The organism is Spirillospora sp. NPDC046719, from assembly GCF_040645715.1.
Classification (GTDB): Bacteria; Actinomycetota; Actinomycetes; order Streptosporangiales; family Streptosporangiaceae; genus Spirillospora.
In genome coordinates, this window is record NZ_JBEYYT010000469.1 from 1 (window position 1) to 6,965 (window position 6,965).

The following is a 6,965-nucleotide window of genomic DNA, read 5'->3' on the forward strand; positions in this document are numbered from 1 at the left end:
GGCGGCGGCCGGCGGCGGGGCCGTCCGGTCGAGGTCGCGGGAGGTCAGGAGACCGCCCCGGCCACGATCGCGGCGACGGCGATGTCGGCGGCGGCGACCACCCAGCCCGCCGGATGGATCGCCTCCCCGTTGACCAGCGTCGCGCCCAGCTTGCCCGGCGTGATCATGTCGAGGAAGTAGAACGCCACCACCATCAGCACGATGCCGATCGCGCCGTACACGGCGGTGTCGACCAGGCCGTTGCTCAGGTCGTTGTCGCTGGTGACGATCGCGGTGGTGACGATCGCGCCGATGCCGAGGAGCTTCTCGCCGAGCAGCAGGGCGGCGCCCCGGTTGCCCTCGGTCCAGATCTGGTGGCCGAGACGGCCGGGCGTCGTCACCTCCACCACCAGGTAGCCGATCGCCATCAGCGCGATGCCGACCGCGCCGTAGGCGAAGGTCGCGCCGATGTCATGAGCCATGTCGTTCATCCGTTGCTCCTCATTTGCCCGACCCTGGACCGCCGCCGCGGAAGGACGCGATGCCGTGCTTGTTCCAGCCGCCACTGCCGGGCGCGCTCCAGCGGTGGCCGACATGGGAGTAGTAGCGGTTGTAGCCGCCGGACGGCTTGTCGAGGGTGATGTGGCTGCCGCCGCCGTACGGCGTCACCCCGACGACCAGCTTCGGGTAGCGCAGGAACACCCCGCCGCCGTTGCCGTACGTCGCGAGGTCGTCGACGCGGTCGATCGCCTTGAACTTGCGGTTGATCGCCGACGCGACCGTCCGCGGCGGCTGCGACGACTGGAAGGTGTTGTAGCCGATCTTGTGGTACTTCTTGGCCAGCCACGACGACTGCGAGTCGCCGCAGCCGCCGAGCGCCACGGCCAGCAGGACGGCGGCCGCCCCGCCGGCCGCGGCCCGGTGCGTGCTGTTCATGTAGGTCTCACCAACCGGCTCCGCGTCATCACGATCTCCCGGGTCTGGGGGTAGGCGTGCCAGGTGTGCCAGCCGATCCCGGCCCGCTGTTCGGTGTTCTCCGCGCCCGTTCCGCCGCTGGCCGCGCCGTCCGTGCGCATGTCCAGGGCGTCCAGGCCCGCGCCGTCCAGGGCAACGCCGTCCAGGCCCGCGCCGTCCAGGGCGAGGGCGGTGACGGCGTACCGCGAACCGGGGAAGGCGCCGGTCAGGGCGTCGCCGCGGTCGGCGAGCCGCGCGCAGATCCCTTCGACGGCCCGGCCGAACGCCGCGTCGTCGGGGTGCACGGCCGTCGTCGCGGTGAACGCGTAGGACCAGCCCGGCAGCGTCGTCGCGGCGCTGCCCGGCAGCGGCTCGGCGCCGGTCCCCGGCAGGCACGCCACGGTCTCGCTGAGCGGCCCGGCGATCACCTGGTGGGACGCGCCGAGCAGGCGCAGCTGGACGGTCAGCCCGCCGCGCTCCACCGGCAGGACGGCGAGCGCGTCCAGCGGCGGAAGGCCGAGCGCGTACGACAGCCCGTCGGCGCGCGCGTCCTGGTAGGGGGTGTCGAGGACGGTCAGCATTCAGCCGCTGCCCGGGTAGATGGTCATGGTGCCGGCGGGCACGCGCTCGCCGAGCCCGGCCTCCCACTGGCCGCCGCCGTACTGCTCGAACGACAGGTAGCGGCCGCCCGGCCCCTCGTAGTCGACGTACTCGACGCGGCCGCGGACGCCGACCCCGGTCGTCCCCTCGCTGGTGTAGTCGGCGGTGCCGTGCTCGTCGCGGCGGTACTCGACGCCCTCGACGGTGACGGTCCGGTCGCCGGGGCGCAGGTCGCCGATCTCGTACTCGGTCCAGAAGACGACCTCGAGGTCCGGGTCCTCCTCCACCGACAGCCACACCTTCTGGCCCTCGATGGTGTCGGCGTCCAGGAGGTGCTCCGACCAGGTGAAGCCGCCCTCGCGCAGCCGCAGCGAGCCGCGCACGAAGTAGCGGGTGCCGAGGTACTCGACCATGTCGCCGGCCTTCAGCGTGCGCGGGTCGCCCGCGACGCTCTGCTCGGGCGCGAACGGGTCGTGGGGCACCGCCGGAGCGGGCGGCGGGGACGACCGGCGCCGGCTCAGCACCACGACGAGCACGACCACCGCGACCACCACCGCCACCGCGGCGACGATCAGCGCTATCGCGAGCACCAGCTCGGGACCACCCACGGACATCCCTCCAACGACGCGCCCGGAAAAGCGGGCGGAGACCTGCGGATCCTACCGATTGTGGCGGTCCACGCCCATACCGCGATCAGACGCAAAGGCGGAAGATCCGGTTTCATGTGGAAAACCCGGATCCGCGAGGGCGGATCCGGGTTCCGGTCGTACGTGGTCTCCGGGCTTGCGGAGGCGGGGTCAGAGGCGGGCGGCGGCCGCGGCGACGCGCTCGTCCGTGGCGGTGAACGCGATGCGGACGTGCCGGGCGCCGGCCGTCCCGTAGAACTCGCCGGGGCCGACGAGGATGCCGAGCGACGCCAGGTGCCCGACGGTCTCCCAGCACGGCTCGTCGCGCGTCGCCCACAGGTACAGCGACGCCTCGGAGTGGTCGATGCGGAACCCGTGCCGCTCGAACGCGGCGCGCAGGCCGGCGCGGCGCCGCGCGTACCGGGCGCGCTGCTCGTCGGCGTGCCCGTCGTCGTCGAACGCCGCGACCATCGCCGCCTGCACCGGCGCCGGAACGATCATCCCCGCGTGCTTGCGGACCTCCAGCAGCCGCTTCACGATCGCGAGGTCGCCGGTGACGAACCCGGCGCGGTAGCCCGCCATGTTCGACCGCTTGGACAGCGAGTTCACCGCGAGCAGGCCCTCGTGGGAGCCGCCGCACACGTCCGGGTGCAGGACCGAGACGGGCGGGCGCTCCTCGTCCCAGCCGAACTCCAGGTAGCACTCGTCGCTGACCACGATCGCGCCGCGCTCGCGCGCCCACGCGACGACCTTGCGCAGGTGCTCGGCGGGCAACACCTTCCCCGTCGGGTTGGACGGCGAGTTCACCCACACGATCTTCGGGCGGACCGGGCCGAGCTTCAGCAGGCCGTCCGTCGCGACGGGCTCCGCGCCCGCCAGCCGGGCGCCCACGTCGTAGGTCGGGTACGCCAGCTCGGGGAAGACGACCTTGTCGCCGGGGCCGGCGCCGAGCAGCGTCGGCAGCCACGCCACCAGCTCCTTGGTGCCGATGACGGGCAGCACCGCGGCCGGGTCGGCGCCGGTCACGCCCGCGCGGCGCCGCAGCCAGCCCGCGACCGACTCGCGCAGCTCGGGCGTGCCGTAGGTGGCGGGGTAGCCGGGCGCGTCGGACGCCTCGGCGAGCGCCTTGCGGACGGCGTCGGGCGTCGGGTCCACGGGGGTGCCGACGGACAGGTCGACGATGCCGTCCGGATGCTCGGCCGCGCGCTTCTTGTACGGCTCCAGCCGGTCCCACGGAAAGTCCGGCAGCGTGAACAAGACCCAGCCCTCCTCGCCGGGACGCGCGGGCGCCCCGAATCAGCAGGGCCGTGGCCTCCCGCGGAATGCGCGGTAGACCACGGCCCGGATGCGTTGAACCGCAATGACCGTCGCCGGGACGCTCCCGAAAGGTCGCGACCCGCCGCACCGGCCGGTTTCAGCCCGTTATCAGTCGTCCTGGCTCTGCGGGGGCAGCGCCGCGACGATCGGGTGGTCCTTGTCGATCTTGCCCACCTTGGAGGCGCCGCCGGGCGAGCCCAGGTCGTCGAAGAACTCCACGTTCACCTTGTAGAAGTCCTTCCACTGGTCGGGGACGTCGTCCTCGTAGTAGATGGCCTCAACCGGGCAAACCGGCTCGCACGCACCGCAGTCGACGCACTCGTCCGGGTGGATGTAGAGCTGACGCTTCCCTTCGTAGATGCAGTCGACCGGGCACTCCTCGATGCATGCCTTGTCGAGCAGGTCCACGCAGGGCTGCGCAATGACGTAGGTCACGTCAGTGACTCCTCTCGGGTTTCCGGCCCCGCCGCACGTCACGGCTCACCGCAAGCTCGCTGTGAATAGTATGGCCACCACCGCGCAGTCGATTCGACATGGGGGTCCTCACATGTCTGGCCGCTTTGCCGCGCGCCTGGTGGTGTCCATCAGTAGCGCGGACGTGGGTCAGCGGGTCTCGCTGCGCCGTCGTCTGCCAACGGGAGAGTACAGCGACGTGGTCGGCGTACTCGAATCCTGGTCCAACAAGACGCTCCAGGTGCGCCGTCGCAACGGCGAACTGGTCGAGGTGCCCGAGGAGATCGTGGTCGCGGGCAAGGTCGTCCCGCCCATGCCCCCGCCGAAGCGCCGCGGAGTCTGACGGCGTTCGCGCGGAGGCCGGCGCGACCAGGCCGGGGCGCCCCTCGGGAGCGTCAGTGGCCTTCGGCCTGCTGCTGCCCGGGGCCTGACTTGGACGGCGCGGGACCCGACTTCGACGGCGCTGGGCCGGCGGGCGAGCCGGGAGGCGGCGGGCTGGCCGTGACGGGCGCCGGGGACGCGGTCTTGGGCGGCAGCAGCTCGGAGTAGGTCTGGCCGGGCTTCAGCTGCCGGTTCTGGAACAGCTCCGACACCGTGACGAACGTGAAGCCGCGCTTCTTCAGCCCCGCGATGACCGCCGGGATCGCCTTCACGCTCGGCTTGTGGATGTCGTGGAACAGGATGATGCCGCCGGCCTGCGGTTCCTTGATCCCGACCCGGGTGTCGCGGGCGGTGTTCAGGTAGCGCCAGTCCTCGGTGTCGACGCTCCACAGGATCAGCGGCATCCCGATGGTCTGCCCGACGCGCTTGTTCGTCGCGCCGTACGGCGGGCGCATGATGGTCGGCTTGATCCCGCCGGACGCCTTGGTGATCGCGTCCTGGGTGCGCTGGATCTGCGTCTTGACGGCGGGCAGCGACATCGCGGTGAGCTGCGGATGGTTCCAGCTGTGGTCGCCGATCTCGTGCCCCTCCATCACCTCGCGGCGCACGGCGGCCGGGAAGCTCTGGACGTTCTGCCCGATGAGGAAGAACGTGGCGCGCACGCCCTCCTTCTTCAGCACGTCGAGCAGCCCGTTCGTGTACGGGCCCGGACCGTCGTCGAACGTCAGCGCGACGCACTTGGTCCGGTCGCAGTCGATCTTCCGCTGGGCCGGCGGCTGCTGCGGGCGCGGCGCCGTCCGCGCCTTCTTCCCGGCCGCGACCTGGTGGCCGGCCGTCCGCGCCTGCCTCTTCTCCGCGTGACCGCATCCCGAGACGAGCAGGAGACCGGCCGCGATGATGGCGAATGTCCTGATCCGCACCACGCACCCCCGTAACGTGTTGCCTCGGGCCGCTTCTTACCCTGCGCCTCACTCGCAACACACGTCACCAAGGTCCGGATTACCAAGATCGTCCTTGGGGCGCGACGGGGGGACGCAGCCCCATGATGCAGCCGGTACCGGCCCCCCGCGCCACCCCGGGTGAGAGAAGTGTCGCCCTCCGGTTCCACCGGCGCTCCCCTGCGGCCGTGAACTCCCGCCGCCCCTGCGGGTGATGACGGGTGACCGACGCGCGCCTCATCGAACGGTCCGGGCGGCACCCCGAGGCGTTCGCGGCCCTGTACGACCGGCACGCGCCCTCCATCCACCGGTACGTCGCGCGCAGGCTCGGCGAGCAGGCCGCCGACGACGTCGTGGCCGAGACGTTCCTGGCCGCGTTCCGCCGCCGCGACCGCTACGACCCGGGGCGCCCCGACGCGCGGCCGTGGCTGTACGGGATCGCGGCGAACCTCATCGGCAAGCACCGCAGGGCGGAGACGCGGATGCTGCGGGCGCTGGCCCGCACCGGCGCCGACCCGGTGACCGACGCCATGGACCGGGTGGACGCGCGGGTGAGCGCGGCGGCCGCCTCCCGGCCGCTCGCCGGCGCGCTGGCCGGCCTGCCGCGGGGCGACCGGGACGTGCTGCTGCTCGTCGCGTGGACGGACCTGTCCTACGACCAGGTCGCCGAGGCGCTGTCGATCCCCGTCGGGACGGTGCGGTCCCGGGGCCGGAGCCGGGGCCCGAGCGGCTGGCGCCCGGCCGCGACCGGCTCGTCCGTGAGGCCCGCGGCCGGCGCCGCGTCCACGTCCCGGCATGGCGGGCGGGGCTGGCGGCCGGGGTCGCCGCGGCCGCGGCGGCGGCTGTCGCGGCGGTCGCCCTGGACGGCGCGGACCCCGCTCCGCGGCCGGTCGCCGCGCGTCCGGTGAGCGCGACGCGGATCCTGGAGCGCGCCGCGGAGACCGTCGCGGGCCGCCCCGACCGGCGCCCGGCGCCGCACCAGTGGGTCTACACCAGGACGTATCAGGCGGGCATGGAGGGCGCTCCGTCCGCCATGCGGCACCTGGAGAGCTGGGTCCGCTTCGACGGCCGCGAGACCGCCCGGTACGACGCCCGGCCGGGCAGGAAGCCGCGGCTGGTCGTCTCGCGGACGGGCCGGGACGGCGACGCCGAGGAGCGCTCGCCCGCGCAGTGGTACGACTACCTGCGCGCGCTGCCGGACGACCCGGCCGCGCTGCTGGCGAGGATCGACCAGCGCGCGGCGTCGTACAACGCCGAGAACGGCGGGCGGCTCTACACCGGCGAGGACGGCCGGGACCAGTGGGTGTTCGGCCGGCTCGCGGACTTCCTCGGGCAGGGGCCGTCCACGCCGGACTCGCGGCGCGCCGCCGTCTTCCGTGCGCTGGCCCGCATCCCGGGCGTGCAGGTGAAGGAGGGGACGAGGGACGCGCTCGGACGTCCCGGCACCACCGTCTCCCGTACCGGCCGGGACGGGGAGCGGCTGGAGTTCTTGCTGGCCCTCGGGACGTACGACTACCTCGGGCGGCGGATCGTCCAGGCCAAGGACCAGCGCCTTCCGAAGCTCCCCGGCAAGCGGGGCGGCCCCGAGACCATCCGTGCCGGAACCGTCATGAACGAGCAGGCGGTCGAGGTGTCCGCGATCGTCGACGGCGCGGGACGGCGGCCCTGACGCGCGGCGCGCCGCCCTCGCGGACCGCGGACGGCGGGCGGGGGCGGC

The 6,965-nt window shown here is 73.3% G+C and carries 9 protein-coding genes and 1 pseudogene; 3 read left to right on the plus strand and 7 right to left on the minus strand.

Annotation, left to right across the window (positions count from 1 at the left end; all coding sequences use genetic code 11):
• Positions 1-44 precede the first annotated feature (44 nt).
• From ABZ914_RS43260 to fdxA, 6 genes are all read right to left on the minus strand, one after another.
• Complete coding sequence (locus ABZ914_RS43260) at positions 45-470, minus strand: DUF350 domain-containing protein (protein WP_190860943.1); 426 nt, start codon at positions 468-470, stop codon at positions 45-47.
• 10 nt (positions 471-480) lie between these two features.
• The gene (locus ABZ914_RS43265; RefSeq protein WP_387022307.1) at positions 481-915 is read right to left on the minus strand and encodes a DUF4247 domain-containing protein; all 435 of its coding nucleotides are present in this window, start codon (positions 913-915) and stop codon (positions 481-483) included.
• Positions 912-1,514 carry a DUF2617 family protein gene (locus ABZ914_RS43270; protein WP_500200581.1) on the minus strand — a complete coding sequence of 201 codons (603 nt, stop codon included), beginning with the start codon at positions 1,512-1,514 and terminating at the stop codon, positions 912-914. Before ABZ914_RS43270 ends, ABZ914_RS43265 begins: the two co-directional genes overlap by 4 nt.
• Positions 1,515-2,147, minus strand: coding sequence for a DUF4178 domain-containing protein (locus ABZ914_RS43275; protein WP_190860949.1), 633 nt, complete (start codon positions 2,145-2,147; stop codon positions 1,515-1,517). It abuts the gene before it with no gap.
• Positions 2,148-2,330: 183 nt separating this feature from the next.
• Positions 2,331-3,416 (minus strand): succinyldiaminopimelate transaminase, encoded by a 1,086-nt coding sequence (gene dapC / locus ABZ914_RS43280; RefSeq protein ID WP_190860951.1) that lies wholly within the window; start codon positions 3,414-3,416, stop codon positions 2,331-2,333.
• Between the two features lie 168 nt (positions 3,417-3,584).
• Positions 3,585-3,911, minus strand: coding sequence for a ferredoxin (gene fdxA / locus ABZ914_RS43285; RefSeq protein WP_190860953.1), 327 nt, complete (start codon positions 3,909-3,911; stop codon positions 3,585-3,587).
• 112 nt (positions 3,912-4,023) lie between these two features.
• Here fdxA and ABZ914_RS43290 point away from each other — a divergent pair, with 112 nt between their 5' ends.
• Positions 4,024-4,272, plus strand: a complete 249-nt coding sequence (locus ABZ914_RS43290) for a putative acetyltransferase (protein WP_151545574.1) — start codon at positions 4,024-4,026, stop codon at positions 4,270-4,272.
• 52 nt (positions 4,273-4,324) lie between these two features.
• On the opposite strand, the gene ABZ914_RS43295 is transcribed toward ABZ914_RS43290, so the two are convergent.
• On the minus strand, positions 4,325-5,230 hold the full coding sequence (locus ABZ914_RS43295; RefSeq protein WP_500200582.1) for a polysaccharide deacetylase family protein: 906 nt from the start codon (positions 5,228-5,230) through the stop codon (positions 4,325-4,327).
• A 239-nt stretch (positions 5,231-5,469) separates the two neighbouring features.
• Between ABZ914_RS43295 and ABZ914_RS43300 the strand changes: the two are divergent.
• Both ABZ914_RS43300 and ABZ914_RS43305 read left to right on the plus strand, forming a co-directional pair.
• Positions 5,470-5,943, plus strand: a pseudogene (locus ABZ914_RS43300) (RNA polymerase sigma factor); the annotation flags it as partial.
• The gene (locus tag ABZ914_RS43305; RefSeq protein WP_500200583.1) at positions 5,886-6,917 is read left to right on the plus strand and encodes a CU044_5270 family protein; all 1,032 of its coding nucleotides are present in this window, start codon (positions 5,886-5,888) and stop codon (positions 6,915-6,917) included. The pseudogene ABZ914_RS43300 and the gene ABZ914_RS43305, both read left to right, overlap by 58 nt.
• Positions 6,918-6,965 lie beyond the last annotated feature (48 nt).